The 16,639-nt window shown below is 34.5% G+C and carries 17 protein-coding genes and 1 pseudogene; 3 read left to right on the top strand and 15 right to left on the bottom strand.

The genetic code is table 11. The features are described 5' to 3' along the window. Positions 1–304: 304 nt before the first annotated feature. The 4 genes from BAU17_RS03740 to BAU17_RS03725 all read right to left on the bottom strand — a co-directional run bounded on the left by BAU17_RS03740 (position 305) and on the right by BAU17_RS03725 (position 3,297). Positions 305–1,684, bottom strand: coding sequence for an MFS transporter (locus tag BAU17_RS03740; protein WP_161901484.1), 1,380 nt, complete (start codon positions 1,682–1,684; stop codon positions 305–307). A gap of 173 nt (positions 1,685–1,857) precedes the next feature. Beyond that, positions 1,858–2,016, bottom strand: coding sequence for a PspC domain-containing protein (locus tag BAU17_RS03735; RefSeq protein WP_161901483.1), 159 nt, complete (start codon positions 2,014–2,016; stop codon positions 1,858–1,860). An 80-nt stretch (positions 2,017–2,096) separates the two neighbouring features. Continuing rightward, positions 2,097–2,876 carry an SDR family NAD(P)-dependent oxidoreductase gene (locus BAU17_RS03730; protein WP_161901482.1) on the bottom strand — a complete coding sequence of 260 codons (780 nt, stop codon included), beginning with the start codon at positions 2,874–2,876 and terminating at the stop codon, positions 2,097–2,099. A 55-nt stretch (positions 2,877–2,931) separates the two neighbouring features. Then, positions 2,932–3,297 carry a MerR family transcriptional regulator gene (locus tag BAU17_RS03725; protein ID WP_161901481.1) on the bottom strand — a complete coding sequence of 122 codons (366 nt, stop codon included), beginning with the start codon at positions 3,295–3,297 and terminating at the stop codon, positions 2,932–2,934. A gap of 149 nt (positions 3,298–3,446) precedes the next feature. Here BAU17_RS03725 and BAU17_RS03720 point away from each other — a divergent pair, with 149 nt between their 5' ends. Further along, a complete protein-coding gene (locus tag BAU17_RS03720; protein WP_161901480.1) occupies positions 3,447–4,184 on the top strand; it encodes a class I SAM-dependent methyltransferase in 738 nt (245 codons plus the stop codon). Positions 4,185–4,225: 41 nt separating this feature from the next. Here the strand turns inward: BAU17_RS03720 and BAU17_RS03715 are convergent, their stop codons facing one another. The 6 genes from BAU17_RS03715 to BAU17_RS03690 form a co-directional block, all read right to left on the bottom strand. Beyond that, positions 4,226–4,633 (bottom strand): DUF2000 domain-containing protein, encoded by a 408-nt coding sequence (locus BAU17_RS03715; protein ID WP_161901479.1) that lies wholly within the window; start codon positions 4,631–4,633, stop codon positions 4,226–4,228. An 86-nt stretch (positions 4,634–4,719) separates the two neighbouring features. Next, positions 4,720–5,382, bottom strand: coding sequence for an SDR family oxidoreductase (locus tag BAU17_RS03710; RefSeq protein WP_161901478.1), 663 nt, complete (start codon positions 5,380–5,382; stop codon positions 4,720–4,722). A 142-nt stretch (positions 5,383–5,524) separates the two neighbouring features. Then, positions 5,525–6,334: an aldo/keto reductase family protein gene (locus tag BAU17_RS03705; RefSeq protein ID WP_161901477.1), complete on the bottom strand. Its 810-nt coding sequence runs from the start codon at positions 6,332–6,334 to the stop codon at positions 5,525–5,527. Between the two features lie 112 nt (positions 6,335–6,446). Then, on the bottom strand, positions 6,447–6,716 hold the full coding sequence (gene rpsN, locus BAU17_RS03700; RefSeq protein WP_161901476.1) for a 30S ribosomal protein S14: 270 nt from the start codon (positions 6,714–6,716) through the stop codon (positions 6,447–6,449). A gap of 162 nt (positions 6,717–6,878) precedes the next feature. Further along, positions 6,879–7,652, bottom strand: a complete 774-nt coding sequence (locus tag BAU17_RS03695; protein ID WP_161901485.1) for an ankyrin repeat domain-containing protein — start codon at positions 7,650–7,652, stop codon at positions 6,879–6,881. A gap of 53 nt (positions 7,653–7,705) precedes the next feature. Further along, the gene (locus BAU17_RS03690) at positions 7,706–8,650 is read right to left on the bottom strand and encodes a DUF4822 domain-containing protein (protein WP_161901475.1); all 945 of its coding nucleotides are present in this window, start codon (positions 8,648–8,650) and stop codon (positions 7,706–7,708) included. A gap of 172 nt (positions 8,651–8,822) precedes the next feature. On the opposite strand from BAU17_RS03690, the gene BAU17_RS03685 reads away from it, so the two are divergent. Next, a complete protein-coding gene (locus BAU17_RS03685) occupies positions 8,823–10,304 on the top strand; it encodes a sensor histidine kinase (RefSeq protein WP_161901474.1) in 1,482 nt (493 codons plus the stop codon). Beyond that, on the top strand, positions 10,301–10,984 hold the full coding sequence (locus BAU17_RS03680) for a response regulator transcription factor (protein ID WP_161901473.1): 684 nt from the start codon (positions 10,301–10,303) through the stop codon (positions 10,982–10,984). The genes BAU17_RS03685 and BAU17_RS03680 overlap by 4 nt, the downstream gene beginning before the upstream one ends. Positions 10,985–11,020: 36 nt before the next feature. Here the strand turns inward: BAU17_RS03680 and BAU17_RS14270 are convergent, their stop codons facing one another. The 5 genes and pseudogenes from BAU17_RS14270 to BAU17_RS03660 all read right to left on the bottom strand — a co-directional run. Then, complete coding sequence (locus tag BAU17_RS14270) at positions 11,021–11,149, bottom strand: hypothetical protein (protein WP_267913826.1); 129 nt, start codon at positions 11,147–11,149, stop codon at positions 11,021–11,023. 196 nt (positions 11,150–11,345) lie between these two features. Beyond that, on the bottom strand, positions 11,346–12,365 hold the full coding sequence (locus BAU17_RS03675) for an LCP family protein (RefSeq protein ID WP_161901472.1): 1,020 nt from the start codon (positions 12,363–12,365) through the stop codon (positions 11,346–11,348). Positions 12,366–12,518: 153 nt separating this feature from the next. Continuing rightward, positions 12,519–13,934 (bottom strand): glycoside hydrolase family 1 protein, encoded by a 1,416-nt coding sequence (locus BAU17_RS03670; protein WP_161901471.1) that lies wholly within the window; start codon positions 13,932–13,934, stop codon positions 12,519–12,521. A gap of 223 nt (positions 13,935–14,157) precedes the next feature. Beyond that, positions 14,158–15,558, bottom strand: coding sequence for a helix-turn-helix domain-containing protein (locus BAU17_RS03665; RefSeq protein ID WP_161901470.1), 1,401 nt, complete (start codon positions 15,556–15,558; stop codon positions 14,158–14,160). A 562-nt stretch (positions 15,559–16,120) separates the two neighbouring features. Beyond that, positions 16,121–16,639 (bottom strand): annotated as a pseudogene (locus BAU17_RS03660) (hypothetical protein); the annotation flags it as partial.

Raw genomic sequence — 16,639 nt, 5'->3', positions numbered from 1 at the left:
AAATAAAAAGAGAAGTAGTGTGATGACATTTTGGAAAATGCATAATTCCACATCTTTTATCTATATATATTTGACATTTCAGTCAAAATTAAATTAAATTCATATGTATATTATAACATATCGCTTGTTTAACTTGGGGCAAATATATGCAGAAATCCAGAAAATTATACATAAAATAAAAGCAAATTATCTTTTTTTAAGAAAATAATTTACTTTTTGTGTCATATGTTTAGTGTTTGAAGGTGAAAAATGAACAATTTAACGGTAAATGATAACCAATTAAATTGCCCATTTTAAAAATATATTAGATTGATTTCTTAGAGGCCTCTACTTTTCTAAAATAAAACACATAACGAATCATAATTGCGACTACTGCTACTAATAGTAAAATCATCGAAATTTCTGAACCCGTTGTGGTTGCTGCAACAGTATCTGGATTATTCGCTTGAGCAATACCGATAATTGTTGCCACTACAGCTGTAGAAACAGCGCCTGAAAATTGTTGCAATGTGTTAAACAACGTATTTCCATCACCATAATCTGCTGATTGAATGTGATTCATCCCTGTCGTCATCATATTACTATAAGATAAGCCAATACCAATCATATATGTCACATGCCCGATTACCAAGGTTAGTAACAACGGTTTTTGTAAGATTAGTGTGAGAGCTGCCCAACCAATAATCGCTAATGTTAAGCCAATTAAAATTGGTTTTTTACTACCCACTCGATCAAGCAAATTCCCTGAAAAAGGTGCTAGAATTGCACCAATTGCTGCACCTGGCAACATAATTAAGCCTGCAACAAACGCATTTTCTCCTAAAACAATTTGTACAAAGTTGGGCAAGACAAACGAGACGCCTAATAATAGGGCTTGGCAGACTAAAAATCCGATTAAAAATAGTCGAAATGATTGTTGTTTTAATACCGTTAATCGAACTAACGGTTCTTTTGCATGCGTGGATTGGTAATAAAAAATACATAAGCCAACAATCCCGACTGCTAACCAGAATAATGATTGCCATTCATGAATTTGATTTAAAAACATTAAAAAGCCAGTAAATAGTAACATTACCCCTGCTAAACCTACAATATCTAACCGACTATCACTTGTTACTTTAATTTCAGGAATAGCAAATAAGCCGATAATTAATGAGACACTCAAGACTGGGATTAATAATAAGAAGATATAATGCCAAGACAGATTAGATGTTAAAAGACCGCCATATGTCGGACCAATTGCTGGTGCAATTGATGTTGTCATCGTACCAATTCCCATCATCGTCCCTCGCTTATCGATTGTAGTAAACGTCAAAATGATATGAAACATCAATGGCAATGCAATCCCAGTACTGATACCTTGTAATAGACGCCCTGCTAACAGCATGGGGAAATTCAATGCAAAGAAATCAATCACTAGGCCAACAATGAAAAACAAATTCGCAACAATAAATAAGGAACGAATTGAGAATTTTTTTAATAAGTAATTAGAAAACGGTACTAAGATAGAAATGACTAATAAATAAATCGTTGTTACCCATTGGACTTGACCAGTTGTGACACCAAATTCTTGAATAAGCGTAGGAAATGTAACATTCATCGCTGTTTCAATCAAGACCCCCGCAAAAGACATAATGCCAGTCGCAATAATTGCTGGAATCAGTTTAATACTTTTTTTATCCATATTTTCTCACCTCTTTAAAATTAAATCGCAAAAAAAGAGAGATAGTTTCTAAATAAATAGAAACCGCCTCTCTTTCGACACGCACTGATTGCGTGTTATCTGTACGATTTGTTGCTTTTATAATAGAGGAAATAAAAATAAACGTCAAGTTTGAAGATTCGTTGCTTTTTTTATCACTGATTTTTCGCTTTGTGATTTAATAAAAAGCTTAACAAAAGATAGAGTGGAAATGCACCGGTTATAACAAATAGCAGTCGAACTAAGTTAATATCTATACCTAAAAAATCAGCAACTGGATCCGAAACACCTAGAAAAATATAGTTCTTTTTCATGTTATTCACTCCTAAGTTCATTAAATTTAACCGCCTTTATTTAAATTAACGATACCATGAAATCCCTTCTCTAGTCAAAATCAATCCAACCGCTGATTCACACTCTTGCTTCCTGCATAAGCAAATTTATTGTCACTTAAAACAAATGAAAAAATTTCTCTATCCACAAAGCCGACAATCTCGTTACTCTCATATAATTCAAGTAAAAATTGTGCCATTTCTTCACTCGTATGATAGGTACCAAATGCTTGTTCATAATTATATTCTTCTCCATTATTTGCGACTTTTCCAAATTCAGTTTGTGTCGCAGCAGGTGCTAATACTTTCGCTTGCAGCGGAGAATTAGTTTGACGCAACTCAAGTGCTAAGCCTTCAGTAAATGAACTAACATAGAATTTCGTTGCACAATAACTTACTGCTGCCGGAACCATCGTATAGCCACCTGCAGAAGAAATATTAATTAATTGTGTCCCTTCTACATTATGATACTTTTGAACATATAGAATGGATAAAAGAGTGACTGCTTCAACATTTAACTGCATCATTGCTATGGTTCGAGCGAGCGTCTGTTCTTTAATCAAACCATAATGACCAAAGCCAGCATTATTAATCCAAGTCTCAATGAAATAGTCATCCAGTTGCCCAAATAATCCTTCGATTTGTTGCGTATTCGTTAAATCAAACGGAATCACAACAATTTCTAATGATGGAAATTGCATCTGCATGTCCACTTTTAATTGATGTAACTTATCTTCCCGCCGTGCGATTAAAATAAGATGTTTCCCTCTGGCAGCAAAGGCTTTCGCTGTATCGTAACCGATACCTGAACTAGCGCCAGTAATCACGGTATATTTTTTCATGTTTTCATCCTCCTATTCGACTAAAAATAGGATACCGGCTGGAGTAAACTCCATGTCAAGCATTATTTTTTAACATTTCTTGATAAGTTTCAATTTTTTGACTCAAAAAGTTCAGATGGTTCTCAATGACTGCTTTTTGTTCATGCAAGGATTGTTGCTGTTGGTACAACAACTCTATCCGTTCAACAATTGTATCGTCACCTTCTTCTCTTAACTTAGCATAAGTTTTCATTTCTTTGATTGGCATGCCGATTTGTTTCAATCGTAGAATAAACCGAACCCACTGAACATCTTTTTCAGTGAATACACGTTGATTTCTCGTATTTCTTTCCGGTTTAATTAGGGCTTCTTTTTCGTAATAACGTAATGTATCAATAGATAAGCCCGTTAATCTAGCAAATTCACCGATAGTATAGTTCATATCATTCAATCCTTTCCTTTCCCTTTATTTATTAAACGACGAATCGTTAGAAATCACAACTTTGAAATACGTTTAATTATCTGAATATTCTTGCATATATAACTATCTTATGTCATAGTAAGACTTATCTTCGAAAGCAGGTGGAAAAAATGAAATGGGATGCAGCAACTTATGATACACACCATGAATTTGTCTCAAAATATGGTGAAAACTTACTCGACCTGCTACCCCAAAATTCGAGACAAAACATTCTTGATTTAGGTTGTGGTACAGGTACTTTAACCAAACAATTAGCGCAATATGGCACGGTCTTAGGGGGCGATGGTTCTAGTCAAATGATTCAACAAGCCAAGAAGAATCATCCAGAAATTGACTTCCAAGTGATGGACGCTTTAGCTTTACCTTTCGATAACGACTGGAATATTATTTTTTCCAATGCTGTCTTTCATTGGATTTCGGATCATGAAACATTGCTTGCACAGATTTATCAGTCTCTGACACCTAAAGGGATACTCATTTGTGAATTTGGAGCAGCAGGCAATATTCAAATAATTGAAGAAAGTTTCCAACAAGCGATACAAGAAGCTGGTTATGACTATTGTTCAAAATTTACCTTTCCTAAAACAGAGATTTTCAAGCAACAATTGGTTGCGCAAGGATTCTCGATTGAAATGATTGATGATTATGATCGCCCAACTCCTTTATCCGATGGTAAAGCAGGATTAGCAATTTGGGGACGACAGTTTTTTGAAGCGGAACTTGCCGAACTTTTGGAACATGAGCAAGCAATAATCATCCAACGATTTACCGAACTTGCAAAAGCTTGTTGGCAACAAGATCACTGGGTAGCTGACTATCGTCGATTACGTGTAGTGGCTCATAAATAAAACGAAGTTTGTTGAGAGATAAGTCTCCAACAAACTTTTTCTTATTTTAGTAAACTGAACTTTTTGGTTAACTCTCTTACGATAGCATCTTCTCCAAAAACTGCCACTCCGATGGGTTCCAATTCACTTGATGAACTTGTTGCTATCTTTTCTTTGTATTGCTCATAAGCATTATTGAGTTTTTGACCAGTACGGGAAAAAAGCACAAAAGAGACCTCTTCATTCGTATGTAAACGATCAACAAAATTTAACAATGCCAAACTACCACTCTTCAAGACAACCGTACTGTATTTAATCGTTGCATGCGGTGCCTGTGACAAATCATTTAATTTTTCTTCAAAGAAAATATCTGGCTGTTTGCTGGCTAAATCACCCATCAAAATTGCTGATACATTGCCAACTTCCCCAGCATTCAAATTTTTATCTAACACAATCGCAATCCTTTTCATCTACACCATCCTTTTTTCATTATTTAACTAAACACGAAAAGTACTAAGCAATCACTAGCTTAGTACTTTTCGCATAAAAAACACACTTACAAACTGCTAATCGCCTCTCCAATTAGCGTCTCACCTGTCAAAACTTCAAATTCTTGATGAATCGTGTTTTCATTTTCTAAGACTGCCAAAATTGTTTGTGCTACGTCTTGGCGTGAGATTCGATTAATATCATTTCCCATACCAACTTTAATGTGACTTGTTGGTTCTTCGTCCGTCAAAATTCCCGGATGGACAATCGTCCAATCGAGCGATGTTTGATTTTTCAACCATTCATCTGCATAATGCTTACAAATGGTATAAATTTTTAATCCTGCATCTTTGGTAACTTCCTTGGTAATCTCTTCTCGGCCTGTTCTAAACGTACTTACCATCACAAAGCGTTTCACTTCGGCTTTTTCAGCAGCTGTCATCACTTTAATTGCTCCATCCAAATCAATCATCACCGTTTGATCAAGACCACGTCCACCAGCTCCTGCACTAAAGACCACTGCGTCTACATTTTCCATTGCTTCTGCCAATGTTTTAATCGAATCATAAACAATATCCAAGACGATACTATCAATTTCTCGCACATCGAAGAATCCTTTTTGTGATTTGTCTCGAATCACAGCTTTTTCTTCGATAGTGGGGTGATTTTGAATCGCATCGGCAAAATGCTTGGCTACTTTTCCATGTGCACCTATTACTAAAACTTTCATTTCATTGGCCTCTTTTCTCATTAGCATTGACTGCACTACACTCATATCCTACATTTAGTCTAACAAAGAAGAGTAGGTTTGAACAATACTTCTGAAAAGAAAAAAGGTTGCATAAGAGATTTCTTACGCAACCTTTTTTATACTACAATACTGCAATCCGTTCTCGCTCAGCTTTTGTTAATTCAAAATCAAATAAATCTTTATTTTGTGCTTGACGTTCTTTATTGTGTGATTTTGGAATAACAATGATTCCTTGCTCTACTTGATAACGCAAAATCACTTGTGCCCATGTTTTATTGTATGAAGCACCAATCTCATCTAAGACTGCTTTGGCTTCATCAGAAACACGGGTTAGCGGTCCCCAAGCTTCCGGAATAACATTTAATTTAAAGGATTTTTCAATAATATCGGCATTCCAATTACCTGGATGTGACTCAATTTGATTGACCGCTGGTTGAATACGAGCGTGATCTGTCAAATAGGTTAATTCTTTTTCTTCGAAATTCGACACGCCAATCGCTTTTAGTACGCCTTTATCAACATAGTCTTCTAGGACTTTCCAAACTTGTAAAATCCCTTCCAAATCATTCCAAGGATGATGAATCAAATACAAATCGATATAATCTGTATCTAGTGCTTTTAAGCTAGCTTCGACACCGTTTTGAACGTCTTGCTCACCTTGGTAATACGCTTCTGTGCCAGGGATTTTTGAGGTAATAAAAAATTCAGAACGATCAAGGCCACTTTCTTTGATTGCACGCCCTACAACGGCTTCGTTTCGATAGGCAATCGCTGTATCGAAATGACGATAACCTAGTGAAATAGCCTCTAGCAATTCAGTTGTATCACCATTAATTTCGCCCATATAATCATGATTCACTTTTCCAAAAGTGTTTGTGCCACTCCCAACGATTGGAATGTTGATACCAGTGTTCAATTCTACATATTCCATAAACTAACCTCCTGATATTTTCTACAACTCTTATTATACTGTAACAATTCCCAAACAATTCGTACAGTATTTGAATCATCCTTTAAAGAGCAGAAGCATTCGTTATTCTTACTTACCAACTTGCTTTCTTGACACCCGGAATAAGACCTTGATGTGCAAGTTCTCTAAAATGAATCCGTGACATACCAAATTTTCTCATGTAAGCTCTTGGTCTCCCATCAATCAAATCACGATTTTTCAAACGATTCGGATGGGCATCTTTTGGTAGTTTTGCTAAAGCTTCATAATCGCCTGCTGCTTTTAATTCCATGCGTAATTCCGCATATTGATTGATTAATTCACGTTGCTTTTGTGCTTTTGCAATTTTTGATTTTTTTGCCATAATATGTGCCTCCCGTTTTAAATTGTAATGATTACGATTTAATCAAAGTCAAATTTATCAATATTTTACCTAATTGTCAATTTTTTTATTCTAGTTATTGAAATCAAAACGAGCAACATTCTAAAAATAAGAATGTTGCTCGTTTTTCTATTCATAAAAGCATTATTGCAATTGTTCCAACATGTTTTGGTAACCAAGCTCTCTAGCATAGTCTTCTGCGGTTCGACCAGAATTATCTCTTAAAGTTTTATCCGCATCATATTTCAATAGTTCAGCGACAATCTCTTGATAGATTTGTGAACCATCCCGTAGAGCGACCGCTTCAATAAGCGCTGTATAGCCATAATTATTTTGATGATTAATATCGACTGCCCCGTCTTGCAATAATAATTTAACATTCTCAAGGTGCCCCTTTTCAGCAGCCGGAATTAAGGCATTGCCACCAAAACGATTGTAAATGTCTTGATTCGGTCGACTAAATTCTATCATTAAAGCTAGAATTTCAGTTTTTCCTTGTGCCGCAGCATATAAATACGCACTATCTTGAATATGATCTTGCAAATTAATATCGGCGCCTGCTAGAATCAAAACTTTCGCAATCTCCACTTGATTGTTGTGTGTTGCTATCAGCAATGGTGTCTCCCCTTGATTATTTTGCTCATTAAGATTGTAATCTGTCTCAATGATTGCCTTCACTTGTTCAAGGTCGTTTTTTTCGACTGCTTGAATTAAACTTCCTGATTGATAGACCATCTTAGGTTCCTCACTTTCTGATGTTTCAACCGTACTTTCAACAGTTGTCGATTCAGTTTCACTTGTCGTTGTAAAAATTGCTTCACTTGACGATTGACTAGATTGACTGGCTGTCATGTCTGACTGTTGTGAACAGGCAGATAAAAAGAGGACGCTCATCAGTAGTAACAAATGATTTTTCATTCCATCACCCTTTCCTTCTATGGTACCTGTTTTTTTACTCAATAGCAATTCTTCTAAAAGGTAAACTCAGGTGTAAATTCTCCAGCATAAGGTTCATGTTCGACAAAAATTTCAATTTCGTTACCGTCCGCATCTTGGCCCATTCGTTTATACGTGAAGCGTTCGTCATTAAATTCTGTTAATTCTAACACTGCACCGTATTTATTTTCCCCAATTGATGCATGCGCACGAATTTTATTGTTAAACAGCACATCGTAATAACCAAAATCACCACGGGTTTCACCGGTTTCTAAATCAAAAAATTCATATTTATTCGTTGTACCATTAAATTTCGCTAAGCTAATAAATTGTTGATTGGCTTCTGTCACATCGTTACCATCTTTATCGACTACTTTTGTTCCATTCCACAATGTTTCACCTAATAATTCATCACCATCAACATCTGTGTCAATCGTACCTGTTTCTGCATCCATCGTAGCACGACCGTCTGTAAATTCAAGTTCTGATGCACCATAAGGAATGTGTTCTACAAACACTTCTACTTCGTTACCATCCGCATCTTTTCCCATACGTTTATACGTAAAGATGTCTTCTGTTATTTCTGTAATATCAACGACAGCTTGATAACCTTTTGTTTCAGAAATCAAAATTCGTTTTTGGTCATCATTTGTCACAAAAAATGTCCCTGCATCTTCTTTTGTTTCACCAGATTTTTGGTCAAAGAACTCATAAAATCCAGTCTCTTTGTCAAATTTCGCTAGACTAATGAACTCTTGATTTTCAGCCGTTAAATCATTGCCTTCTGCATCATATACACGTGTCCCTTGCCAATTTGTACCTGTTAAAATGTCTAGTGCTGACGTTTCTTGTTCTACTTGGCTTGTTTCAGTTGTCTGTGCAACTGATGATTCTTCTGTACCCTTTTCTGTTGCACATCCTGCAATAAATGCGCCTAAAGCCATGGTTGTCATTAATACAAATAATTTATTTTTTTTCATTGTATTCGCTCCTCTCTTGATGTGTCCATATTAACAAGTAGTTCTAAACCCCTACTTGCCAAATTATGAACAAAAAATGAACGACTATGAATAGTTATTAAATCCTCTTCCATTCTTTTCACAGACAGTGTATGGTAAGAACAAGTAAATCATTTGGAAAGTTGGATAACTTATGACAATCAAAAAACGATTTTTAATTTCTTATCTAAGTGCAATTTTAATTACATTAGGTTCTATTTTTTTAATTTTTGCTATTATTTCCTATACAACTTTAGGTGAGGTTCCGTCTTTTCCTAGAATTTATCGTATTTTGACCACACAACGACCACTAACAGAGGCTGAAAGTGAAAGCTACACTGCGATGAATAGCTACCTAGAAGAATCTTCGGAACAGTTGGAACTACCATTAAATCAAGAATTACTGAAAACAATCAAAGAGATTGAACAAAATAATTTAAATGTCGTTCTTCGTAAGGACGAAGCATTTACTTATTATTCCAACTTACTCGTTGAAAAATCACTTCAGGCACATGCACCAGCCTTTGATTTGCATAATTTTGAGCCCACAGGAACAATCGATAATAATGGACACTTTTTTCATTATGTAAAAAAAGACTTTCGATATGCAGATGGAGCCAAAGGTAGTTTTGTTATTCTGAAACGAGAAAGTAATTTAATTGAATTCTTCCTCCAATGGGGCATCTGGGTGATTCTCTTTATTATAGGAATTGCAATTTTTGCGTTTTGGTTTATCAACCGTCGACTTTCCAAAACGACAATTCAACCTTTATTGGCCCTTGAAAAAAGCACACGGAAGTTAACCAGCAGTGACACTATTTCTCCTTTTATCACGGATGATACAGAGGAACACGTTTCAAAAGAAGTCCAGCAGTTACAAGAAAGTTTTGCGAAAATGTGGGCGGATTTACAACAATCGCAAGCAGAACAGGAAAAATATGAAACCAATCGTCGAGAACTGATTTCCAATATTTCTCATGATTTAAAAACACCGATGACTTCAATTACGGGATACGTGGAAGGTTTAATCGATGGTGTAGCAAATACCGAAGAAAAAAGGCAACGCTATTTAAAAACAATTCACGAGAAAAGTATCACCCTCAATGAATTAATTGATGAATTGTTTTTATATTCCAAACTCGATTTGAACGCAGTGGCCTTTCATTTTAAAAAAATTGATTTTATCGCCTATATGAAACACTTATTAGAGGAATATCTATGGACTGATGACATCAAAGTCACAACAGACTTTCCAAATCAAGCGATATATGCTGCAATCGATCCGATACAATTTAATCGTGTCATCACTAATTTAATCCAAAATAGTATGAAATTCAGGAATCCTCAACAGACACCAGAATTTCATGTTGGGGTGACTTGTCAGTCATCTCAAATTATGCTTACATTTACTGATAATGGCATAGGTATTTCTGAAGAAGATTTAGCAAATATTTTTGAACGTTTTTATCGTACAGACAAAGCACGAACATCAACAATTAAAGGTAGTGGCTTAGGGTTAAGTATTGTAAAACAGATTGTCGAACATCATTCAGGAAATATTCAAGTCGCCAGTCAACTTGGAAAAGGCACAACGATTACGATTACACTACCTTTATTAGAGGAGAAAATACAATGAAAAAGATTTTAATTATTGAAGACGATGTGAGTATTGCAAATTTACAAAAAGATTATTTAGAAATCAATGAAATGGAAGTCACGATAGAAACCGATGGTCAAAAAGGCTTACAGTCAGCCTTAGACCATCCTTACGACTTAATTATTGTTGACTTAATGCTTCCTAGCATGGATGGTTTTGAAATATGTAAACAAATTCGTCTCAAAAAACAGCTACCGATTATGATTGTGTCTGCGAAGAAAGAGGATTTCGACAAAGTTCGCGGGCTTGGATTAGGTGCCAACGACTACTTGGTAAAACCATTTAGTCCCAACGAACTCGTTGCACGTGTCAAAGCACATATCGCTCGCTATCAATCCATTCAACCACCGAATGCAACGATTCTGGAAATTCAAGACATTCGAATTGATCAAGCAGCTCATAAAGTCTTTGTTTTAGAACAAGAAGTTATTTTTACGAATAAAGAATTTAGCTTGCTCTTGTTTTTAGCACAACATCCTAATCGTGTCTGGAATAAAGAAGAACTTTTTGAAAAAATCTGGGGCTTTGATGCATTGGATACGGAAGTCTCAACAGTTGTCGTCCATATCAAACGCATCCGAGAAAAATTAAAGCAAGCCAACCTCCCTACCTCACCCATCGAAACTATTTGGGGAAGTGGCTATCGTTTTAATAATTAAAAATAAAAAGGTTAGAGCAAACACATACTCTAACCTTTATTTATTAAAAATTTTAGGACCCTTACGCATATTCTTACGATCGTTTTTGGGCGCTTCCATCTGTTTGCTTCTACCGCCACCTTGTTTCTTTTTAATAATTTCTAACATTTTTTCTTTCTGGTTCATTTTTTTACACCGCCTTTACTCCCACTAATTGCTCTATATTTAGGTACCTAATTATTTATACTTAGCTATCAAGTCAAATTAGACCTTTATCATAATAACCTTCTAATACAAATTTTTCAATCATTGTGACCTTATTACTCTTTTTTAGACAAGTTAAAAGCACTTCAATCAGCTTAAAGCGATTGAAGTGCTTTGATTAATATTGATTAACAACATTGTCTGTATGCAATGTATAATCACTAGGCAAGCCTAAACTAGTCAATAATTGATTTCTAATTTGCTGATAAGATTCATCTTTAATAAAAATAACTGATTCATCTCCAATGTACTCATCATACCACTCAAAGGTGTTTGTTTTAATCTCAAACCCTTCAAGCATGTTCCCCGCCAAGCTAGTCAAATTATCAAAAGTTAGATTCGTACGCACATTGCCTCGGACACTATCTAAAATTTCTTGATATTTAGCAATTGAATTAATTGAGAGGGTTTCTTTAATCGTTGCTTTAATTACTTCTTGCTGACGATTGCCACGTTGGATATCATCGTCTACTTTTCGAATACGACTAAAAATTAGCGCTTGCTCACCATTTAAATGTTGCTTTCCTTTAGGAATGAGCACCTTTCCAGAATTATCAGTTGTATACTTTTCATTAATATCATACGGAACATCGACCTCAATGCCCCCGACTGCATCAATAATTTGTTTAAAACTAATAAAGTTTACCGTCGCAAAGTAATCCACTGGTAAATCCAAATAATTTTTTACTGTTTCAATAGTAGAATCTTCTTCATTTAGTGTATACGCACTATTTATCTTACTTTGAAATTGAATATTTCCATTTTCATCATAGATATTTGTATAGATGTCTCTTGGAATAGCAACCATTTGAATTTCCTTTGCCTCTCCATCGTACACTAAGTAAATTAAACTATCCGTACGAGTAGAACCAAGATTTCGTTCAGAATCATTATCCAGTCCCATTAACAAAATGCTGATTTTTGTTTCTGCGCCATCTTTTTTTAAAGTTTCTATCTTGTTTTTCGAGGTAGATTTTGAAAATTTATACATATCATCAATTGAATTCTTTGTTGCTGAAAAAGTTTGATATGCAAAAATGAGAACGCCCAGTAATGCGAAGAAGAGTACTCCGAGAACGGTCTTCTTTATCCAACCAGATTTTTTCCGATGTTTGTGTCGCTCACTTCTTGTCGCCATATTTTCCCGCCTTACTTATAATAATAAGTTATTTTACACTATAAAAGAGCAACATCAAATAACTAATTAAAATTCTTAAGATATCTTCAACTATCTCTTCCAAATAAAAAGGTCAAAAACACATTTATGTGTGCTTTTGACCTTTTTTCAATTTTAATCAACGAGTGATTCACCATTTGTTGCAATGACTTCTTTATACCAGTTAAAAGATTTCTTTTTATAACGGTTTAAGGTTCCTGATCCATCGTTGTTACGATCTACATAGATAAAGCCATAACGTTTAGACATTTCAGCGGTTGAGGCACTTACAAGATCGATACAGCCCCATGACGTATACCCCATCACTTCGACACCATCTTCAATGGCATTCCCAACTTCTACTAAGTGATCATTCATATAGTCAATACGGTATTGGTCATCCACTGTTAATTCGCCGTCAACTTCAATTAATTGATCGACAGCACCCAACCCATTTTCAACGATGAACAATGGAATTTGATAACGATCATAGAAATCATTTAAAGCCAAATACAAGCCCTTCGGATCAATTTGCCAGCCCCATTCGCTTGCTTTTAAGTGTGGATTTTTCAATCCGCCTAAAATATTTCCTTTACCTGTATCATATTTAGAATGATCTGCCGCTTGCGTCACACTCATGTAATAGCTGAATGATAAGAAATCGACTGTATTTTCAGCCAATAATTCTTTGTCGCCTTCTGCAAATTCAATTTCAATGCCATTTTCTTTAAAGAAACGGTTCGCATAATTTGGATATTTTCCACGAACATGAACATCAGAGAATAAATAGTTGCTTCGTTCTGCTTGCATTGCTGCCACTACATCTTCTGGATCTGGTGTCATTGGATACGTAGGCATTGCGATTACCATACACCCAATCTTGAAATCTGGATTAATTTCATGTGCAATTTTTGTCGCAGAAGCACTTGCCACTAATTCATGGTGAACTGCTTGATAGAGATTTTGTTTACTTAATTCTTCTGGTGGCGTACCAATACCGCCACTCATAAATGGCGCATGGAGCACCGAGTTAATTTCATTAAATGTTAACCAATATTTTACTTTGTCTTTATAGCGATTAAACACAACAGTTACGTAACGCTCGTAAAATTCAATGAGTTTACGATTTGTCCAACCATCATACTCTCTAGTTAAATGTAAAGGTGTTTCATAATGAGATAATGTAACTAGTGGCTCGATGCCATGTTTTAAACATTCATCAAATACTTTGTCATAAAATGCTAAACCAGCTTCATTCGGCTCTAGTTCATCACCTTTTGGAAAAATACGCGCCCATGCAATTGACGTACGATAAACTTTAAAGCCCATTTCTGCAAACAGAGCAATATCTTCTTTGTAACGATGATAAAAATCAATACCAACTAATTTTAAATTATCTTCTGTCGGCTCATCAGTAATTGGACCGAAACCACCGTGTGGTGTCACATCTTGTACTGTTAGTCCTTTACCATCTTCATTGTAAGCACCTTCATATTGGTTTGCTGCAGTTGCACCGCCCCATAAGAAATTATCTGGGAATTTTTTTACCATTTGTTTGACACTCCTTTTTTTAATACTTTTTTCTACTAGGTCTAGACCTAATAAAAAAAAGAAATCGCAACCATTAATAAATAAAACAATTGTCATTTATAAAGTGACCTAAATAGAAACATTCCGGGTAAGCACTATTCCATAATATATTACCCGAATGTCTTTATCATAGCAAAAATTTACAGTAAAATAAATAGTTTTTCTGATAGATTGTTTTTTTATATTACTCCATCGTCTCAAGTGCATAAAATTGTTGATCTAAATAGACCAAATCTTTGACTGTTAATTGCGGACTGATAATGAGGGTTTCTTTTTTATCCATTGCTTCTACTAATAAGTTTTCTGTCGAAATAACACAGTCAGATTGGGCAAGTGGTGTGTAAGTAATTTGATACTTGTTTTTAAAAAAATTTTTTATGTGTCGTTTCATTCCTTCTACAATATCTTTACTGAAGCTTGAACAAAAGTAAATATTTAAGGGTTTTAACATCTCGCTTGTTGGTGCTACTTGTAAAAATAATAATAAAATTCGTCGATGATAAAACACCGTGTCCATATTTGGGAAATCGGCAATAAGGGATGCCCATAATTTTTGAAAATGCGTGTCTAGCGACGGATAGGCACGCATAATCTCTTTTAATGACACCGGTGAAAAAATTGCCAATAGATTGATATTAAGCGGAATCAACTCATTCAAAATAGCCATCTGATGAAATTTTTGAAAAATCAGACGTTTTTCAAAAATAGTTAATTCTTCAAAAGAATGAATAAATTTGCTTGCTACATCGAAGAAATGATTTTGATGAATCGTATCAAAGTCTTCGAAAGCTTCTGCTTGCACTAAATCTAATCCATATAAAATTAATAAGAAATAATGCCATTCATTGTCATCAAATTCCAACAAAAAACTTGGTTTTGGCATAGATTTAGGCACTTGGTTGCTTAACGATAGTTCATCTAACAATTGTCCCGTTTTTCTGCTAACATCTTGAATATATAGCCAAAGGCCCATCACTTCGATTGTTCCTTTTACTGGTGGAATGTACAAGGAGTAGCAAATTTTCTCAGCTAAGCTTAAATATTGTTTCTCAGAAATCCAATGAATAGTTGTTATTTGACGATGAACATAAAATAAAAACATAAAGAATAAACAACGAATTTGTGATTCGTTGCCCTTAATATACACTCTACTCCCCACACTAATTCGCATTTCATAGCTTGCTAAAAAAGTATTTATCTGAGTTATAGCACGTTTTAGCTTGGACACGCTTATCTTATGTTCGACACAAAATTGATAGGCAGAAAACGTTCTTTTTTCTATTAATAATTGAAAAATAGCGTACACAAACGAGTCTGTATATAATTTTTCTAAAATCTGCATCAACGTCACGTCTCTTCGTAACAACTTCACACCATAACGAGTATCATTTTCTAAAGAAATTTTATTATTGGGATACAGCTCTCGGATTTCTATTGATAACTGATTAATCTTTTTTCGTATGGTTTGTGCACTCACATTACCAACATTTGCTGCAATCATTTCAGCTGTCACAGCTTCTGACTGTCGATCTAAATAAAGTAATATATCATGCTTTAACTGAACATCTTTGGGAAATCCAAACATATTGGTTGTTCTCCTTGTCTATTTTCTTGGCTTTCTAACAAAAATATATTCTTTTCCATCGTCTTCATACAGACAAATCTAAACTGCCCATCTTAGGTCAAAGAAGAGAGTAAAAATTTCAATAACTCTCTTCTTTGGCTGGAATGAAAATTCGGGAGCAATACCTCAGTTTCCACTTCCTATTCAGTTATTTAATAAAATATCAGAAATCAGGGCTTGTACATCAATTATTTCTTATATATAAAATACACCTTATAAATATACAAATTAGAGACTAAACAATATAAGCATAGCGTCATATCAATCTATTTGTCAATAGTCTCAACATGCTATGGTATATTTAATAACAATTCGCTAGTTACTTCAAATTACTAGCATTCGACCATTTCACAAACTTTTTTTAGAAGTGATGAGATACATTCATTTTTCCAAAATAATTTTTATTAATCTGTGAAATAATATTCAATATATAAAAAACATTTTTTATTTTAACGCTTATTTTCATATTAAATATTCTCTCTATGATAGAAAAAATGCATCCAACAAATTGATTTTTTTGCTATTAACAATCATGCTGTTTATATCTCTCTGATTGAACACGTAATAAAATTTTTGTTAGATTTCCCCAATCAACTGGTCTTGGTGGATCTAACCAAACAACTATCTCAGCATTATTATCTTTATATAGATTATTCATATTTGTAATCACAACATCTGTACATTCAGGGTGTTCATTCTCTATTACTTCAACATTCAAATTGATATAGAAACCTAAATTTTTTTTAATAAATTGATTGTAAGCAGTACCATAAGAAAAATCGATGATAACCTTCAATGGCTCTGAAATAAATTGGATGGGTATGCAATTTATCAGCAACATTAAATAACTGAAAAAAAGAAAAGTCTTACTTTGAGACAACTGTTCATACTCCGTAGTTAACTTATTAATATATTCTAATAAGTAAAAATAATATTCTGGATAAGTCAATCTATTCATCGGATAATAAAGCAAATTGAAATGTATTTTATTCAATTCTTGAGAAACACGTAGGGTTACTTGGGTCTCCAATGGTTTAAAATG

Origin of the sequence: Candidatus Enterococcus willemsii (genome assembly GCF_009933335.1) — a bacterium.
Classification (GTDB): Bacteria; Bacillota; Bacilli; order Lactobacillales; family Enterococcaceae; genus Enterococcus_F; species Enterococcus_F willemsii.
Note: the sequence above shows the minus strand (reverse complement) of the source record. Positions and strands in the feature narration are given on the sequence as shown.